General features: G+C 60.2%; 15 protein-coding genes. 3 read left to right on the top strand and 12 right to left on the bottom strand.

Going from position 1 to position 15922, the window contains the following annotated elements; translation table 11 throughout:
* Positions 1-88: 88 nt before the first annotated feature.
* Positions 89-859, bottom strand: coding sequence for a TerC family protein (locus tag N436_RS27470; protein WP_105947049.1), 771 nt, complete (start codon positions 857-859; stop codon positions 89-91).
* A gap of 71 nt (positions 860-930) precedes the next feature.
* Positions 931-2238: a CitMHS family transporter gene (locus N436_RS27465; protein WP_016712867.1), complete on the bottom strand. Its 1308-nt coding sequence runs from the start codon at positions 2236-2238 to the stop codon at positions 931-933.
* 267 nt (positions 2239-2505) lie between these two features.
* Between N436_RS27465 and N436_RS27460 the strand changes: the two genes are divergently transcribed.
* Entirely contained in the window at positions 2506-2907 is a 402-nt protein-coding gene (locus N436_RS27460; protein ID WP_110742428.1) for a GFA family protein, read from the top strand.
* A 6-nt stretch (positions 2908-2913) separates the two neighbouring features.
* Here the strand turns inward: N436_RS27460 and N436_RS27455 are convergent, their stop codons facing one another.
* The 10 genes from N436_RS27455 to N436_RS27405 all read right to left on the bottom strand — a co-directional run bounded on the left by N436_RS27455 (position 2914) and on the right by N436_RS27405 (position 12745).
* Complete coding sequence (locus N436_RS27455; RefSeq protein ID WP_110742427.1) at positions 2914-4869, bottom strand: DUF4105 domain-containing protein; 1956 nt, start codon at positions 4867-4869, stop codon at positions 2914-2916.
* Entirely contained in the window at positions 4866-5186 is a 321-nt protein-coding gene (locus tag N436_RS27450; protein ID WP_110742426.1) for a DUF2388 domain-containing protein, read from the bottom strand. Before N436_RS27450 ends, N436_RS27455 begins: the two co-directional genes overlap by 4 nt.
* 36 nt (positions 5187-5222) lie before the next feature.
* Entirely contained in the window at positions 5223-5516 is a 294-nt protein-coding gene (locus N436_RS27445; RefSeq protein ID WP_016712870.1) for a DUF2388 domain-containing protein, read from the bottom strand.
* An 87-nt stretch (positions 5517-5603) separates the two neighbouring features.
* The gene (locus N436_RS27440) at positions 5604-5921 is read right to left on the bottom strand and encodes a DUF2388 domain-containing protein (protein ID WP_016712871.1); all 318 of its coding nucleotides are present in this window, start codon (positions 5919-5921) and stop codon (positions 5604-5606) included.
* A 305-nt stretch (positions 5922-6226) separates the two neighbouring features.
* Positions 6227-6442 carry a DUF1127 domain-containing protein gene (locus tag N436_RS27435; protein WP_003256968.1) on the bottom strand — a complete coding sequence of 72 codons (216 nt, stop codon included), beginning with the start codon at positions 6440-6442 and terminating at the stop codon, positions 6227-6229.
* A gap of 403 nt (positions 6443-6845) precedes the next feature.
* Entirely contained in the window at positions 6846-8339 is a 1494-nt protein-coding gene (locus tag N436_RS27425; protein ID WP_016712872.1) for an acetyl-CoA hydrolase/transferase family protein, read from the bottom strand.
* Positions 8340-8524: 185 nt separating this feature from the next.
* Positions 8525-9961, bottom strand: coding sequence for an NAD(P)(+) transhydrogenase (Re/Si-specific) subunit beta (locus N436_RS27420; RefSeq protein WP_105947046.1), 1437 nt, complete (start codon positions 9959-9961; stop codon positions 8525-8527).
* A gap of 2 nt (positions 9962-9963) precedes the next feature.
* Positions 9964-10278 (bottom strand): NAD(P) transhydrogenase subunit alpha, encoded by a 315-nt coding sequence (locus tag N436_RS27415; protein WP_016484308.1) that lies wholly within the window; start codon positions 10276-10278, stop codon positions 9964-9966.
* A gap of 11 nt (positions 10279-10289) precedes the next feature.
* A complete protein-coding gene (locus tag N436_RS27410; protein ID WP_028699520.1) occupies positions 10290-11411 on the bottom strand; it encodes a Re/Si-specific NAD(P)(+) transhydrogenase subunit alpha in 1122 nt (373 codons plus the stop codon).
* Between the two features lie 434 nt (positions 11412-11845).
* Complete coding sequence (locus N436_RS27405; RefSeq protein WP_026020486.1) at positions 11846-12745, bottom strand: LysR family transcriptional regulator; 900 nt, start codon at positions 12743-12745, stop codon at positions 11846-11848.
* Between the two features lie 161 nt (positions 12746-12906).
* On the opposite strand from N436_RS27405, the gene N436_RS27400 reads away from it, so the two are divergent.
* Positions 12907-14088, top strand: a complete 1182-nt coding sequence (locus tag N436_RS27400) for an acyl-CoA dehydrogenase (RefSeq protein ID WP_016712875.1) — start codon at positions 12907-12909, stop codon at positions 14086-14088.
* A 14-nt stretch (positions 14089-14102) separates the two neighbouring features.
* Positions 14103-15323 (top strand): CaiB/BaiF CoA-transferase family protein, encoded by a 1221-nt coding sequence (locus N436_RS27395; RefSeq protein ID WP_105947045.1) that lies wholly within the window; start codon positions 14103-14105, stop codon positions 15321-15323.
* Positions 15324-15922: the final 599 nt, after the last annotated feature.

Genomic DNA, 15922 nt, shown 5'->3' with positions numbered 1-15922 from the left:
AGCTTCGCATGGCTGTCATGTGTTTGAAACCGATCAGACATGAAAAAGGGCCCTGCGAAGGGCCCTTTGTGTTTTGCGCTTCCTGGTCTTATTGACCCGGAATGTCCTTGCGCAGTTTCACCGGGTCATGCTCTTTGCCTTCCTTGCGAGCCGCGGCGGTGCGCATGCGGATGTTGATGGCTTCCACCGCCAGCGAGAAGGCCATGGCGAAGTAGACGTAGCCCTTCGGCACATGCACGTCGAACGCTTCGGCGATCAGCACGGTACCGACCACGATCAGGAACGACAGCGCGAGCATCTTCAGCGACGGGTGCTTGTCGATGAAATCGCTGATGGCGCCGGCGCACAACATCATCACCAGCACGGCAACGACGATGGCGGCAATCATCACCGGTACGTGGGAAACCATACCCACCGCAGTAATTACCGAGTCCAGCGAGAACACGATGTCGATGATGGCGATCTGGATGATGGTGTAGAAGAACTTGCCGCCCGCACCTTTCGGCTCTTCGGCGTTTTCGTCCTCGCCTTCCAGGCCGTGGTAGATCTCTTGCGAGCTTTTCCACAGCAGGAACAGGCCACCGAAGAACAGGATCAGGTCACGTCCGGAGATGCCTTGGCCGAATACCACGAACAGGTCGGCGGTAAGGCGCATGACCCAGGTAATCGATAGCAGCAGCATGATACGGGTGACCATGGCCAAGGCCAGGCCGAAGATCCGGGTGCGCGGCTGCATGTGCTTGGGCATGCGGCTGACCAGGATCGAGATCATGATGATGTTGTCGATACCGAGGACGATCTCAAGCGCGGTAAGGGTGAAAAAGGCAACCCAGATTTCCGGGCTGGTCAGCCATTCCATGTGTTTTCCTTCAAACGATAAAGGCGACGCGCCCCTGTTGAGGCGCGTCGCGTCAGACTAATACGTGTTTATTAAAGACTACTGAACAGCGGGAAAATGCCCATCAGCAGCGCGGCGAACATTATGCACAGGCATACCAGCACTGCCCACTTGAGCGTGAAGCGCTGATGATCGCCAAACTCGATGCCGGCCAGGGCCACCAGCAGGTAGGTCGACGGCACCAAGGGGCTAAGCAGGTGTACCGGTTGCCCGACGATCGATGCACGGGCCATTTCCACCGGGGTGATGCCGTAGTGGCTGGCGGCTTCGGCCAGTACCGGCAGCACGCCGTAGTAGAAGGCATCGTTGGACATGAAGAAGGTGAACGGCATGCTCACGATCGCGGTGATCACCGCCAGGTAAGGGCCCAGTGCTTCCGGGATGACGGCCAGCAGGCTCTTGGACATGGCATCTACCATGCCGGTACCCGACAGGATGCCAGTAAAGATACCGGCGGCGAAGATCAGCCCGGTCACGGCCAGCACGCTGCCAGCGTGGGCGGCGATGCGGTCCTTTTGCTGCTGCAGGCACGGGTAGTTGACGATCATGGCGATGCTGAAGGCAATCATGAACAGCACCGGCAGCGGCAGCACACCGGCAATCAGTGCGACCATCAGGGCAGCAGTCAGGGCACCGTTGAAGTACAGCAATTTGGGCCGGCGCGCGTCAGGGTACTGCGAAACGGTGATTTCGCTGTGGTCGATGTCGTCAGTCGGCAGGTGCAGTTCACCCAGGCGGGCACGTTCACGTTTGCCGTACATGTAGGCGATGGCCAGAATTGCCAGCACGCCGAACAGCATGGCCGGGATCATCGGTACGAAAATGTCCGACGGGTCTACGTGCAGGGCACTGGCTGCGCGGGCGGTCGGGCCACCCCACGGGGTCATGTTCATCACCCCACCGGCCAGGATGATCAGGCCGGCCATGATCCGCGGGCTCATGCCCAGGCGGCTGTACATCGGCAGCATCGCAGCGCAGCAGATCATGTAGGTGGTAGCGCCGTCGCCGTCGAGCGAGACCACCAGGGCCAGCACGGCGGTACCGACAGAGACTTTAAGCGGGTCGCCCTTGACCAGTTTGAGGATCTTGCGCACGGCCGGGTCGAACAGGCCGGAGTCGATCATCAAGGCGAAATAGAGGATGGCGAACATCAGCATCACACCGGTTGGCGCGAGCTTGCTGATGCCTTCGAGCATCATGGGGCCGATCTTGGCGGAGAAACCGCCGAACAGGGCGAACAGGATCGGTACCAGGATCAGCGCGATCAAGGCCGACAGGCGCTTGGTCATGATCAGGTACATGAAGGTGATGACCATGGCAAAGCCGAGGAAGGTCAGCATGGCAATACTCCAGGCGTGGCGCGGCGAAAGGAATGTCGATTCGGGCGGATCAGCGCGTCGGGCGCTGCGCAGGGAGCATGCGGAGGGGAACTACAGAAAGGCGGGCACAGGAATACATCAGAATCACCATTGTTGTTGTTGATTGGGCCGGGCTCGGTAATTACCGGGTGCCCTGGCTGACCGGTCTTGTGCCGGTAGTGGGGGCTATCCTATGAGCGCAAGCTTTCAGCCAGCTTTCGCCGAAGCAAAGGCGACGAGAGGTAGGTGATGCAGGATGTAACCGAAGGGGGCTGCCATTGTGGCGCCTTGCGTTACCGGCTGGTGGGTGACCTGACAGACATCGCCCACTGCCATTGTTCGATTTGCCGGCGGGTAAGCGGAGGGTTGGTAGTGACCTGGCTCACCCTGGCCCGCTCCGGGTTTCAGTGGTTGGCGGGTGAGCCGAACCGCTATGTGGCGCCGGCCAGTTGCAGCCGGTACTTCTGTGGGCAGTGCGGAGCGCATGTGGCGCTGATGACTACCCATAGCCCGGAAACGGTCGATGTGACGGTGGCGACGCTGGATCACCCGGAGCGGGTCAGGGCCAACCGGCATATCTGGGTGGGTAGCCGGTTGCCTTGGTTGCACCTGGATGAGGATTTGCCTTCGGAGGCAGAGGAGAAACTGTAGGCAACATTACAACTGCAGGCCTCCCGCTGCCTTGTGCAGTGCCCGCAAATGTTCGCCAATCTGCTTCACGTTGGCCTCGACAGCCGCAATTTCCTTGGCCCGCGACGGCTCCAGCAGCGCCCTCACCTCTTTGTCCAGGCTGGTGCTCAAACGCAACAACTGTGCCTGGCGTTCGCTGCTCACCTGCTCAAGGTGCTTGCGCTCCTCGGGCTGCGGCAGCCCGTAGCCCTTGGCATCGAGCAGTTCTGCCGGGCGGCTGAGAAAGCCGCTGTTGGCGAGCATCTGCTTGAGGGTCGCATCGGCCTTGCTGACGCTGCCATCTTTCAAGGCAGCGGCATTCAGGTAGCGCTGCTTGACCTCGTCCTGGGCCAGCAGCAGTTGCCGGCGCAAGCTGGCCTGTTCGAGCAGCAGTAACGCGGCGCTGGTGCGCAGGTCGGCCTTGGCAAACCATGGGCGGCGCTGCTCGGCATCCAGTGCCAGCCAGTCTTCGACCAGGGCCTGCTTGATCGGCAGCTGTTTGCGCAGCACCTCGAACATGGCCTGGTAGCGGTCGCGATAGGAATCGAACCGGTAGCCCAGGCGCAGCGCCTCACGCGGGTCATCCAGCACGCTGGTGTCTGCCAGCCCCCTGCCCTTGAGCACTGCCAGCAAGCCGTTGGGCATGATGCTGTCGAGGTCGTTGAGGCGTGGGTTGGCGGTACCGCTGCGCAGCAATTTCAACGACTCCACGGCACAGTTGTTGGACAGGAACCAGTAGTTGCCGTCATAGCTCCAGTGCATTTCGGCGGCCTGGCGTACCAGCTCCTCGATTTCGTTGCGGCTGAGCTTCAACGGTACCGAGGCAAGGCTGCGCAGCTCGGTCTTGGTGTATTCGTCGATTACCTGGCCCAGCGGCAACACGAATAGCCGCGAGGGGTAGTTGCCGACCAGGCCGTCCCAGCTGGACAGCTGTACATCGTTGACGAAGGCGCGGTACGACAGCACCAGGCTCTGGTCGAGGTCCAGGCGGCAGTCCGGCCCGCGTGGGCGGCCCGGCTTGCAGATCACCAGGCGCAGCATGCTGTGGCCCCAGCGGCTGACCAGGTTCTGGTTGGCTTCGGCCAGCAGGTAGTCCACTTCATAGACCCGCTCAGGGTCGATTTCACCCAGCGGCTGGCGGGCAAAGTCGCTGCCGGCATTGATGAACGGCAGGCCCTTGGCGCAGGTGTCCTGTTGCGGTGCCCAGCCGAAGTGTTCGCGCAGGTACTGGTTCAGCGCCGGGCGGCGGCAACCGTAGCTCGGGTCGAGGAGGAAGTACTCCATGTTGACCGCGATGTACTCCTTGGGGCTGCTCAGTTCATAACTGTCGGGGCTGCGCACGAACTGACCATTGTGCTGCTCGCGCTCGCCACGACGGCCTACGTACTGTTGCCAACCCGCCAGGTCGAGCAAACGCGGGTCGTCGCTGAGGGTGAAGCGGCGTTCGGCCTGGCCCCGGCACGCTTCGGGCAGGCCGATTTTGCCCAGCGTGCCTTGCTGGCGCTTGCAGCGGGCAATCAGCGAATGCTCGGCAGCGGGCCACAGGCGGGCACGGTCGTAGATATGGGTAAGCTCGTGCAGCACGGTGGCCAGCAATTCATCGCGCACCGTGCCATGGGGGCGGTTGGTGCGTTCGGTAGCAGCGCTGCCGTCGGTGAGACCGGGCAGCAGGCGTCGATTGAGCTCAAGGGTGGACACCAGCGATGCCTGGCCGTAGGCATCCGCCGGCATGCTGTCGCTCCAGCTGACCCGCACGCGGCGGTCCAGCTGCTGCTTGAATCGGGGGGGCAGCTTGCCCAAGGCCTCATCGAGCAGGGCCTGGGTGGCTTGGGTTTGCTGCGGGTCCATGCCGGTTGCCTGCAGCTGAAGCTGCAGGTCGGCCAATACGGGCGTGCCGGGCAGCGTCAGGGCGCAGCCGAGCAGCCAGGCACGCACGCGTTTCACAGTGCGAGGATGGCTTCGGCCAGTACCTGGTCGCTGGCGCCACGCGCTTCTGGCACGCGCTCGCGCAGGGTGTTGAAGGCCGACTCAAGCTGGGCACCGCGAATGTCACCGTTGCTGGCGACGAAGCTGGCAGCGTCGTCATGGGCTTCGCGCACCACTTTGGAGTCGCGAATCGAGGTGGTGGTGTCCGAGGTGAAGTCGATCGACCGGCCAAAGGCACGCACGATGATATTGCTGGTGGCCACCAGGGTCTGTGCCTGGGCCAGGTCGGCCAGCAGCAGCATGCCGAGGGTAGCGGCAATCAGCGGTTTACGCATGGAGCATCTCCGAAAAATACAGGGAGTCAGATGTAGTCATTGGACGAGAATTGCCTGCGCCAGTTCCAGGTCGCCGACGGCGTGCCGTGCACAATTGTGGCGTAATGATTCCAGCGCAGCTTCCAGCCGCACACCGCGGATCTGGCCGTCGCTGGCCACGAAGGCCGCCGCATCGTCGCGCGCCTGGCGGACCAGTTTGCGATCGAAGGGTGCAGTGGTGACCTGGCTGGTGACATAGCCGGTAATGACCAGGCTTTGCGTGGTGGTATCCATGGCATGGGCGCTGGCCATGCCTGCAACGGAAAACAGCAGCGGCAACAGATAACGCATGGGCTCTACAACAGCTGGAAAGGTGGGGCGCAAAGGCTGGATGGCTGTGCTGGTAGTGACCAGCACAGCCAGAGGGCTCAGCTGGCGTCAGAGTGCCAGGATGGCCTGGGCCAGTTGCGCATCGCTGGCCTGCAACGCGGGTGCTTGCGAGCGGATGTGCAAGAAGGCGCTTTCCAGTTTGGCACCGCGGATGTCGCCCTGGCTGCCAACAAAGGCAGCGGCATCGTCGCGGGCGGCCTTGACGATCTTGTCGTCTTTGAACGAGGAGGAGATATCGGAAGTGGCATCGGTGGACGCGGCTACCGCGCCAACGACGGCGTCGGTGGTGACAACGAAGCTGGTGGCGTTTGCGGTGCCGGCCAGGCTCAGCATCAGGGCGGCGCCAATCAGGTATTTACGGGACATGATCGTGGACTCCTGGACTAGGGTCGGGGGTTCTGCTTAATCGGACGCTCGCACAGCTCGTCACGGTACTTTTAACAGTGGGTTCTACCAGACTGTGAAGCCAAGCGTATCACGCGCCGGTGTTTCTGGATGTTAATGAAAAGCGCGCCAACAAACTGTACCTGTATGTTTTTTGGATTATCAAAACTGTACTTGTTCGATTGAGAGAGGCTCTAGCATGCGGCCTGGATGCAAAAAACCCGCTGCAGTTACCTGCAGCGGGTTTCGGGAATTCGCGGTGCCGGCCGAAGCCGGCAAGCCGGTGCTTAGCGCCAGAAAGGCTTGCTCAGCTCTTCGTAACGCTGCGACTCGCTGATACCAGCGTCGGCCAGCAGACGGGCGTCCAGGCGAGCCAGTTGACGGCGGCTAGCCATACGGCGCTGCCACAGCAGCAGGGTGGACAGTGCGCGCAGCGGCAGCGAGGCGTTGGATTGCTGGGCGTTGCTTTCAAAAACCAGACCGGAACTGAGGGTACGTTCCATGATGCTTCATCCTTCCGCTTATGGCGGGATTAGGTAGTGATTTAACTGATGCCAATGATCCTCCTCTGTCGTCCATAACAGTAGATACAGTTCAGTTGAAAGACGATGGCTCAGTTAACTGTGTAACCCTACTGTTGCACCCGAAACAAGCGCAACTGTACTGGTATGCACGATATTGGTGCATTTTTGGCTGATGTGAGGATTTCGCGAGGAAGGGACTGGCAGAAATACCAGTACAGTAGAACAGTTTTTAATGATGATTGTGAGGGTCTTGCGGGAGCGGGCTTGCCCGCGAATCAGGCGACACGGAGGATGACACCGGCTGTGCCGGTATTCGCGGCTAAAGCCGCTCCTACAGAGAGCGTGACCGGAACAGCACACGCTGTTCCGGATCACGAATTGATCAGCTAGCCAGCATGCGCCCGGTTTCTTCCAGGTTTTCGTGCCAGCTCAGCGCTTCACGCAAAATGTGCGGGGTATGGCCGCCACGCTGGCAGGCACGATCGAAGTAATCGTTCAGCGCAGCGCGGTAGTCTGGGTGCACACAGTTGTCGATGATCGCCCGTGCCCGCTCGCGTGGCGCCAAGCCACGCAGGTCGGCCAGGCCTTGCTCGGTGACCAGGATGTCCACGTCGTGCTCGGTGTGGTCGACATGGCTGACCATCGGCACCACGCTGGAAATCGCGCCGCCTTTGGCAATCGACTTGGTGACGAACACAGCCAGGTGGGCGTTACGGGCGAAGTCACCCGAGCCACCAATCCCGTTCATCATTTTGGTGCCGCACACGTGGGTGGAGTTGACGTTTCCGTAGATATCGAACTCCAGTGCGGTGTTGATACCGATGATGCCCAGGCGACGCACCACTTCCGGGTGGTTGGAGATTTCCTGCGGGCGCAGCACCAGCTTGTCCTTGTAGCGCTCCAGGTTGCCGAATACGTCGGCATTACGGCGAGTGGACAAGGTGATCGAGCTGCCCGAAGCGAAGCTCAGTTTGCCGGCATCGATCAGGTCGAAAGTGGAGTCCTGCAGTACTTCGGAGTACATGGTCAGGTCTTCGAACGGCGATTCGATCAGGCCGCACATTACGGCGTTGGCAATGCTGCCGATACCGGCCTGCAGCGGGCCGAGCTTGTTGGTCATGCGGCCAGCTTCAACTTCTTTCTTGAGGAAGTTGATCAGGTGGTCGGCAATGCCCTGGGTTTCGTCATCCGGCGGCAGCACGGTGGATGGGGAGTCCGGCTGGTCGCTGATGACGATGCCGACGATCTTGGCCGGGTCGATCGGGATGGCGGTGCTGCCGATACGGTCGTCGACCTTGACCAGCGGGATTGGCGTGCGGGTCGGGCGGTAGGTCGGGATATAGATGTCGTGCAGGCCTTCCAGGTTGGGGTTGTGCGAGAGGTTGATCTCGACAATCACCTGCTTGGCGAAGATCGCGAAGCTGGCCGAGTTGCCTACCGATGTGGTTGGCACGATGTGGCCTTGCTCGGTAATGGCCACGGCTTCGATGACGGCGATGTCCGGCAGTTTCAGCTGCTGGTTGCGCAGTTGCTCGACGGTTTCCGACAGGTGCTGGTCGATGAACATCACCTGGCCGTCGTTGATGGCCTTGCGCAGGGTGCTATCGACCTGGAATGGCATGCGGCGAGCCAGCACGCCGGCCTCGGTCAGTTGCTTGTCCAGGTCGTTGCCCAGGCTGGCGCCGGTCATCAGGCTGATTTTCAGTGGCGACTGCTTGGCACGTTCGGCCAGTGCATGCGGTACGGCTTTGGCTTCGCCGGCGCGGGTGAAACCGCTCATGCCGACGGTCATGCCGTCCTCGATCAGACCAGCGGCATCAGCCGCACTCATTACCTTGCTGTGCAGGGAGGACAAGCGGATACGATCACGGTACATGGATTGTTATCTCGGGCTACTGAAACTACTGCAGCGCAGTCTAGAGATTTCGCCCAATGCCGTCCCACGACCATGGTCGTATGAGAGCCCTGAAGTAGAGCCGTTGATCCGGATCAATAAAAGAAAAGCCCCGGCAGATTCTGACCGGGGCTTCCTTTATATCAGCTGGTTTTCAGCAGTGGATGTCAGTCCACAGCCTTGACCATGTCTTCGATCACTTTCTTGGCATCACCGAACACCATCATGGTTTTGTCCAGGTAGAACAGTTCGTTGTCCAGACCTGCATAGCCGCTGGCCATGGAGCGTTTGTTGACGATGATGGTCTTGGCCTTGAAGGCTTCGAGGATCGGCATGCCGGCAATGGGCGATTTCGGATCGTTCTTCGCCGCCGGGTTGACCACGTCGTTGGCACCCAGCACCAACACCACGTCGGCCTGACCGAACTCGGCGTTGATGTCTTCCATTTCGAACACCTGGTCGTAAGGTACTTCGGCCTCGGCCAGCAATACGTTCATGTGCCCGGGCATGCGACCTGCCACTGGGTGGATCGCGTACTTAACGGTTACGCCGTTGTGGGTCAGTTTTTCGGTCAGCTCCTTCAGCGCATGCTGGGCACGGGCCACCGCCAGGCCGTAACCCGGCACGATGATTACGCTGTCGGCGTTGCTGAGCAGGAAAGTGGCGTCGTCGGCCGAGCCGGACTTCACCGGGCGCTGCTCTTTGGAGCCTTGCGCCGCACCCGTATCGGTGTCTCCGCCGAAGCCGCCAAGGATGACGTTGAAGAACGAACGGTTCATCGCCTTGCACATGATGTACGAGAGGATGGCACCGGACGAACCGACCAGGGAGCCGGCAATGATCAGCATCGAGTTGTTCAGCGAGAAACCGATGCCGGCCGCAGCCCAGCCCGAGTAGCTGTTGAGCATCGACACCACCACCGGCATGTCGGCGCCACCGATCGGAATAATGATCAGCACACCCATGATGAAGGCCAGAACCAGCATCAGGGTGAAGGCACTGTAGTGGCCGGTGAAGGTGAACAGCAGGCCCAGGGCAATGGTGGTCAGGCCGAGGATCAGGTTCAGCTTATGCTGGCCGGCGAACTGTACCGGTGCGCCCTGGAACAGGCGGAACTTGTACTTGCCCGACAGCTTGCCAAAGGCGATTACCGAGCCGGAGAAGGTAATGGCACCGATTGCAGCACCCAGGAACAGCTCCAGGCGGTTGCCGGTAGGGATCGGGTCGCTGATGGCGGCAACGATGCCCATCGACTGCGGCTCCAGCACGGCGGCGATGGCAATGAACACCGCCGCCAGACCGATCATGCTGTGCATGAAGGCGACCAGCTCTGGCATCTTGGTCATTTCGACGCGCTTGGCCATGATCGAACCGGCGGTACCACCAACCAGCAGGCCGACGATCACATAGCCGATGCCGGCAGTGGCAAGCTCTGCCCCCAGCTTATAGATAAGGCCGACGGTTGTGAGGATGGCGATCCCCATGCCGATCATGCCGAACAGGTTGCCGCGCCGCGAAGTGGTCGGGTGCGACAAGCCCTTGAGCGCCTGGATGAAGCAGATCGACGCAACCAGGTACAGAAGTGTTACCAGATTCATGCTCATGCTTACTTCTGCCCCTCGTTCTTGGCTTTCTTCTTGAACATCTCAAGCATGCGGCGGGTGACCAGGAAGCCACCGAACACGTTGACCGCGGCCAGGGCCACGGCAAGGGTGCCCATCAGCTTGCCTGCCGGGGTAACGGTCAGGGCCGCGGCCAGCATGGCGCCGACGATAACGATTGCCGAGATGGCGTTGGTGACCGCCATCAATGGGGTGTGCAGTGCCGGGGTGACGTTCCAGACCACGTGGTAGCCCACATAGATGGCCAGCACGAAGATGATCAGGTTGTAGATGCCATGGGAAATCAGCATGTCTTCCATTGTCGTGCTCCTTAGCCGTTCTTGCGGACGACCTGGCCATCGCGGCACATGAGGCAGGCCGCGACGATGTCGTCTTCGAGGTTGATGACCAGTGCGCCGTCCTTGTCGAACAGCAGCTTCATGAAGTCCAGCAGGTTGCGTGCATACAGCGCCGAGGCATCGGCACCCACCTGCGCTGGCAGGTTGGTCGGGCCGACGATGGTCACGCCATTTTCCTGCACCACCTGGTCAGCAACCGTCAGCGGACAGTTGCCACCCTGGGCTGCAGCGAGGTCGATGACCACCGAGCCAGGCTTCATTTGCGCGACGGTTTCGGCGCTGAGCAAGGTTGGTGCCTTGCGGCCGGGGATCAGTGCGGTGGTGATGACGATATCCGCCTGCTTCGCGCGCTCATGTACAGCCTGGGCCTGGCGTTGCATCCAGCTGGCCGGCATCGGGCGGGCGTAACCACCCACCCCTTCGGCGCATTCGCGCTCCTCATCGGTCTCGTAGGGCACGTCGATGAACTTGGCGCCCAGCGACTCGATCTGCTCTTTCACCGCCGGGCGTACGTCGGACGCTTCGATCACTGCGCCCAGGCGCTTGGCCGTGGCAATGGCCTGCAGGCCGGCAACGCCCGCACCCAGAATCAACACGCGCGCGGCCTTAACGGTACCGGCAGCGGTCATCAGCATGGGCATGAAGCGCGGGTAGTGATGGGCCGCCAGCAACACAGCCTTGTAACCGGCGATGTTGGCTTGCGACGACAGCACGTCCAGGCTTTGCGCCCGCGATGTACGCGGTGCGGCTTCCAGGGCGAAGGCGGTAATGCCGCGTTCGGCCATTTTGCCGATGAGTTCGCTGTTGAAGGGGTTGAGCATGCCCACCAGAAGGCTGCCACTGTTGATCAGGGCCAGTTCCTGGTCGTTGGGGGCGACCACTTTGAGTACCAATTGGGCGCCGTAGGCGTCGGCGGCATTCCCCATGGAAGCACCCACGGCCTCATAGGCACTGTCCGGAATGGCGGCGTTAAGCCCTGCCCCCCGTTGGACGGTGACCTGATGGCCCTGGCCAATCAGTTTCTTGATGGTTTCCGGGGTCGCAGCGACCCTTGTCTCACCGGTCTGCGTCTCGAGAGGAACACCAATGTGCACGACTTTTCTCCTGCGGTGACCTTTTGTCTTTGTAAAAGCCAGCACACTTCGGATGGTGCGCTGGGGCGGCTGTGGAGCGCCGATCCGCCAGTTTCCGGGCGGGCGAAGCATTTTGCAGACGAACCAAGGGGCCTTCAACCGGTTCTGGAGCGAAACGAAGTTAAAACTACAAGTCACCCTGTGACCGCTTGTCGCAGCAATAAGGCTGTAGCCCGTCAAACATGGGCTATTGGCAGATTAGGAGAAAAAAACAAAAATTTTTCGGTCATTTCGCTTACGGCACGGTAAGTGTCGCAAAATAACCCGCAAGGCCGCGTGCTTAGCAGGGTTAAAGGGTATTTTCTGGCTTGCATAACAGTTTATGGATATGCGACAAATCCATATATCTGTAGGTGTTTAAAATAATTGACTACAGAGTCAATTTGTCGCATTGCTCATTTTCTTGCGGTGTAGGCGTGGGCCTGGCTTACCAGCCAGTCACGGAAGGCGCGTAGTGATGCCGATTCCACCTTGCGCTCCGGAATCATTAGATAGTAGGCCTTGTCGCTATCGAGGGCATGCCTGTTAGCGACCACCAGCCTGCCCTCCTCCAGTTCGCGCTGGATCAGGAACGGCGGAATCAGCGCGATCCCCATTTCATGTATGGCCGCCTGGGCGAGCATCGAGAATAGTTCATAACGCGGGCCTGTCATGTCGCGCTCCACATTCATCCCCAAGCTGCCGAACCATTGCCGCCAGGCATAGGGGCGCGTGCTTTGCTGCAACAGGGGTAGTTGGGCGATGCGCTGTGCTTCAAGCATGCCCTGCCCGGCCAGCAATGCCGGGCTGCAGACGGGGACCGGGTTTTCCCCCATCAGCCGGTGAGACTGGGTGCCGGACCAATCGGCATCACCGAAATAGATCGCGGCATCGAACGAAGTGTCGGCGAACAGGAATGGCCGGGTTCGGTTGGTGAGGTTGACCGTGACCTCCGGGTGGCGTTGCTGGAAGTCCTTGAGGCGCGGAAGCAGCCATTGAGTGCCGAAGGTAGGCACCACTGCCAGTTCGATCACGCTGGCCCCCTGCTGGCCCATCACCGACAAGGTATCGCGCTCCACGGCGTCCAGTTGGGCGGCAACCTGACGGCTATAGGAAAGGCCGGCTTCGGTCAGCTTCACGCCGCGGCGCGAGCGGCGGAACAATTCCACATTGAGAAAGGCCTCCAGGCCGCCAATTTGGCGACAAACGGCGCCCTGGGTCAGGGCCAGTTCCTGGGCGGCCTTGGTAAAGCTCTCGTTGCGTGCTGCCGCCTCGAAGCAAACCAGGGCAGCGGTACTGGGGATCTTGCGGCGCATGTACGTCAACCTCACTTGTAAGGCTGTCAATATGGCGTTTTGCCGATTTACGAAGTGACAAATTATCACTAATTGGTGCGCAATCCTCGTTTGTCCCGGCGGCCGATCAGGCCTAGGCTCAAAGGCACAAGAAACTGCCCCCTATTTCGAGGATTTCGCTCATGGCCGGTAAAGCAAGCTTCAACTGGATCGACCCGCTGCTGCTGGATCAGCAGCTCACTGAAGAAGAGCGCATGGTGCGTGACAGCGCTTATCAGTTCGCCCAGGACAAGCTGGCCCCTCGTGTACTTGAAGCGTTCCGCCACGAGCAGACTGACCCGGCGATCTTCCGCGAGATGGGTGAAGTCGGCCTGCTGGGGGCAACCATCCCTGAGCAGTACGGTGGCAGCGGCCTGAACTACGTGTGCTATGGCCTGATTGCGCGTGAAGTGGAGCGTATCGACTCGGGCTACCGCTCGATGATGAGTGTGCAGTCATCGCTGGTCATGGTCCCGATCAATGAGTTCGGTACCGAAGCACAAAAGCAGAAATACCTGCCCAAGCTGGCCAGTGGTGAGTGGATCGGTTGTTTCGGCCTGACTGAGCCTAACCACGGCTCTGACCCAGGGTCGATGATTACCCGCGCCAGGAAGGTCGATGGCGGCTACCGGCTGACCGGCAGCAAGATGTGGATCACCAACAGCCCGATCGCTGATGTGTTCGTGGTCTGGGCCAAGGACGATGCCGGTGATATCCGCGGCTTTGTGCTGGAAAAGGGCTGGGAAGGCCTGAGTGCGCCGGCTATCCATGGCAAGGTTGGCCTGCGCGCCTCGATCACCGGTGAAATCGTCATGGACAATGTGTTCGTGCCAGAAGAGAACATCTTCCCGGATGTGCGCGGCCTCAAAGGTCCGTTCACCTGCCTGAACTCAGCCCGTTATGGCATCTCCTGGGGGGCGCTGGGTGCTGCGGAAGCCTGCTGGCACACTGCGCGTCAGTACACGCTGGATCGCCAGCAATTCGGTCGCCCGCTGGCTGCCAATCAGCTGATCCAGAAGAAGCTGGCTGACATGCAGACCGAAATCACCTTGGCACTGCAGGGCTGCCTGCGCTTGGGGCGCATGAAGGACGAAGGGACGGCTGCGGTGGAGATCACTTCGATCATGAAGCGCAACTCCTGCGGCAAGGCGCTGGATATTGCCCGCATGGCGCGTGACATGCTGGGTGGTAATGGCATCTCCGACGAGTTCGGCGTGGCCCGTCATCTGGTCAACCTGGAGGTGGTCAACACCTACGAAGGCACGCACGACGTGCATGCATTGATCCTGGGGCGTGCGCAAACCGGTATCCAGGCTTTCTATTAATAAGGAGCCAGCCCATGGGCGCGCTATCACATCTGCGGGTGCTGGACCTTTCGCGCGTGTTGGCCGGCCCATGGTCTGGCCAGATTCTCGCTGACCTGGGCGCTGACGTGATCAAGGTCGAGCGCCCGGGCAGTGGTGACGATACGCGCGCGTGGGGCCCGCCCTTCCTGAAGGATGCTGCGGGTGACAATACCAGCGAGGCGGCTTATTACCTGTCGGCCAACCGCAACAAGCGCTCGGTGACCATCGACTTCACCCAGCCTGAGGGGCAGCGCCTGGTGCGTGAGCTGGCAGCCAAGTCCGATATCGTCATCGAGAACTTCAAGGTGGGCGGTCTGGCTGCTTATGGGTTGGACTACCAGAGCCTGAAGGCGGTCAATCCACAGCTTATCTATTGCTCCATCACGGGGTTTGGCCAGACCGGGCCCTATGCCAAGCGTGCGGGTTACGATTTCATGATCCAGGGGCTGGGCGGGCTGATGAGCCTGACCGGCCGCCCGGAGGGCGAGGAAGGTGCAGGGCCGGTCAAGGTGGGTGTGGCGCTTACCGACATCCTTACCGGGCTGTATTCCACGGTGGCGATGCTCGCTGCCCTCGCCCACCGGGATCAGACCGGGGTGGGGCAACATGTCGACATGGCGCTGCTCGATGTACAGGTGGCCTGCCTGGCGAACCAGGCCATGAACTACCTGACCACGGGTGCCCCGCCTCGCCGGCTAGGTAATGCGCATCCCAATATAGTGCCCTACCAGGATTTCCCGACGGCGGATGGTGACTTCATTCTTACCGTGGGCAACGACAGTCAGTTCCGCAAGTTCGCCGAAGTGGCCGGGCAGCCACAGTGGGCGGATGATCCGCGTTTCGCCACTAATAAGCTGCGGGTAGCCAACCGGGCGGAGCTGATTCCTTTGATCCGCCAGGCCACAGTGTTCAAGACCACGGCCGAGTGGGTGAGCCAGTTGGAAGCTGCGGGCGTGCCATGTGGGCCGATCAATGACCTGGCGCAGATGTTTCAGGACCCTCAGGTGCTGGCGCGGGGTTTGGCGGTGAGCATTCCCCATCCGCTGGCGGGTAGCGTTCCGCAGGTGGCGAGCCCGATACGGTTGTCGGAGACGCCAGTGGAGTATCGCCGGGCGCCACCCCTGTTGGGTGAGCACACTGAGCTGGTGCTGGGGGAAGTGTTGGGGCTGCAAGCGGGAGAGGTGCAGCGCTTGCGTGATGTGGGCGTGCTGTAGAGCTGTCCGGTGTTGCTTAAAAGCGGGGAGGCCGTCAGGCCTCCCCGCTTTGCTTTTCAGCGATGTTAAGGTTTCTTGAAATTAAGGGTTGACGCGCTTTCGAATCCCCTTATAATGCGCCCCACTTCCAGCGACATCAGAACGAAAAACTCCTTGAAATTCAACGAGTTAACTAGTTAAGGTGAAGTTGAAAGGGCTACGATCGAATGATCGCAAGCGGTTGAAATGGTGGTTGACAGCGGTTTTAAATGCTGTATGATTCGCCTCCCGCTACGAGAGATCGCAGCGAGTCAAGTGTTTGAAGCTAAACGAGTTTCTCGCAAAAACTTCAAAATAAACGCTTGACAGGCTCTGAGGAAAGCGTAGAATGCGCGCCTCGGTTGAGACGAAAAGCTCTTAACCAAACGCTCTTTAACAAATCGAATCAAGCAATTCGTGTGGGTGCTTGTGAGTACGGACTGATAGTCAAAAAGATTATCAGCATCACAAGTGGCCATGCGAGAAATCACATAGTCATTTGAGATTGTTGAGCCAAGTTTAGGGTTTCTTAAAAACCCAAGCAGTATTGAACTGAAGAGTTTGATCATGGCTCAGATTGA

Origin of the sequence: Pseudomonas sp. RV120224-01b (genome assembly GCF_003208145.1) — a bacterium.
Lineage (GTDB): Bacteria > Pseudomonadota > Gammaproteobacteria > Pseudomonadales > Pseudomonadaceae > Aquipseudomonas > Aquipseudomonas monteilii.
This window is presented reverse-complemented; position numbering and strand designations above follow the sequence as displayed.